At 52.3% G+C, this 1,820-nt stretch carries 2 protein-coding genes and 1 pseudogene; 1 reads left to right on the top strand and 2 read right to left on the bottom strand.

The annotated features are described in order from the left end of the window. Nucleotides 1-793: lysozyme inhibitor LprI family protein (locus WH277_RS01535; RefSeq protein WP_339503975.1), on the bottom strand; the 793-nt coding region annotated here is incomplete at its 3' end. Nucleotides 794-981: 188 nt separating this feature from the next. Between WH277_RS01535 and WH277_RS01530 the strand changes: the two genes are divergently transcribed. Continuing rightward, nucleotides 982-1,464, top strand: a complete 483-nt coding sequence (locus WH277_RS01530; protein ID WP_200644169.1) for a YlaC family protein — start codon at nt 982-984, stop codon at nt 1,462-1,464. 33 nt (nt 1,465-1,497) lie between these two features. Here WH277_RS01530 and WH277_RS01525 read toward each other — a convergent pair. Further along, nucleotides 1,498-1,820 (bottom strand): annotated as a pseudogene (locus WH277_RS01525) (PLP-dependent aminotransferase family protein); the annotation flags it as partial.

Genomic DNA, 1,820 nt, shown 5'->3' with positions numbered 1-1,820 from the left:
GTACCGTTGCCCCTAACTGATCAAGGTCCGGGCGGTAAACAAAACTGGTGGCCGTCGCGAGGTATTGCGCATAATCATTGCCTGTCAGCTGACGAAAGCGCTCGTCCATCGCTTTATTCGGTAAAATGCCAAGGGTCAACAGCGTAGCGGGCGGACGCGGATCGTTATCCGCTTTCACATACTCTCCATCAATTGACGTCTTGCCTGGCAACAGCATATCGCAGCGTCCGTGCGAATCGCTGCTGACCTCAAGGCGGTTATCCGGGCGCGGGATCAGGACAATGGTACACCCGCCGCCCCAGACAATTTTATCGGTAAATCCTACCCCGTCGGACAGCGTCACTTTACCGCTGAAACTCGACCGGTACACACCTCCCCAGACTGATGCATCCATATTGAACTCATCGCCTGCCAGCTGGCTGATACGAATTTTTCCGCCATTGCCGTGGGGGGCACTGACATTCCACCAGACGCCCTGCCAGTCCACCTGGCGATCGGCATTATACAGCTGGCTCAGGCCACCCAGATAGGCACTGCGCAGGCAGCTGTCGCTAATGCAGGTATTACGTTCCCGGATCATCTCCTTCGCTATCTGATTCACATGCTGCGGATCGCGCATTTGCTGCTCACTGAAGGCGTTAGTAAACACCCTATCCAGCCACATCAGTTCCGGCTTATCACAGACGGTATTTTCTACCACGTTTGCGGCACGCCCACAGTCGATGGCCTTCGCCGTGGAGGTAAGGAGCAGCAGAGTGAAGCCGATGACAGCAGGGGCTTTGATTAAATCCATCTGTTATTTATTCCATATCAGCAGGCCATCGGGAATGACCTGAACTTTACACACTGCCACGGCAGGTGACAACTGACCCATACCGGTGAGCAACTGTTATAGTCGAATAGCGATAAACTGTGTCTGCTATTATAGGAGCAAACATGGTTTACTTTCACTCTGCCCGAACTGTTTTGCAGAGGTCACTAATGGAAGAAGTTAAAAAAATATTGCTGCGCGAGATCGATACATTGAATCGCGAAGAGCAACGCGATAATAAACCGCGCTTCAGTTTTCAGTTTTTGAAGACCCATCCGGGGCTTTGGGCATCCATGTACGGGTGCTACATTCTGACTGTTGCCCTAATCTTTACCACGGACTTTCTGGGCTGGCCCGCGTTCTGGGGGGCGACTATTTTTATCATGCTGATGAGCGGCCTGATGCTCATGGACGTGAACCCGAAATACCGCTTTGAGGATATCGATACCCTTGATCTTCGCGTCTGCTACAACGGCGAATGGTATTATGTGCGCACCCTGTCTGAACGGGCGATCAGCGACATCCTCAGCAGTGACAATGTGCCGGACAAGGTTAAGCAGGGTATTAATAAACTGCTGTCGTTAAAAGGTGAAGTCGATTTTTACGATGTCTTCCACCTGACCTGGGGCCAGAAAAGCGCTTCAGCCGTGTAAAACCGCCCGATGCGGGTCAGGCATGCCTGACCCCTACAGTAATTCTGCGATTAATCTTCCTAATGTGGCGACCGCCACTTCCTGCGATTCATCCCACCACGCGGTGTTAAAGCGAAAATAGTTGGCATACTGCTCGCTGGAGGAGAACATTTTTCCGGGGGCAATACTGATATTGTTGTGCAGCGCACGGTAATAAAGCGTCGTCGTATTGACCTGTTTTGGCAATTCCACCCACAAGAAGTAGCCACCACGTGAATCATTGATTTGCGCCCCGGCAGGCAGAGAGCGTTTGAGAGCCTGACGCGCCAGATTTTTACGCTGCTCCAGTGTCTGCCGTAAACGCCGCAGATGGCGAT

It is taken from the genome of Erwinia sp. MYb416 (assembly GCF_037479575.1).
GTDB lineage: Bacteria > Pseudomonadota > Gammaproteobacteria > Enterobacterales > Enterobacteriaceae > Erwinia > Erwinia rhapontici.
The sequence above is the reverse complement of the archived record's forward strand: the minus strand, read 5'-3'. Positions and strand labels throughout refer to the sequence as shown.

Coding starts and splice junctions, on each gene's coding strand:
- WH277_RS01530 (WP_200644169.1), top strand. CDS start 982: ATGGAAGAAGTTAAAAAAATATTGCTGCGCGAGATCGATACATTGAAT.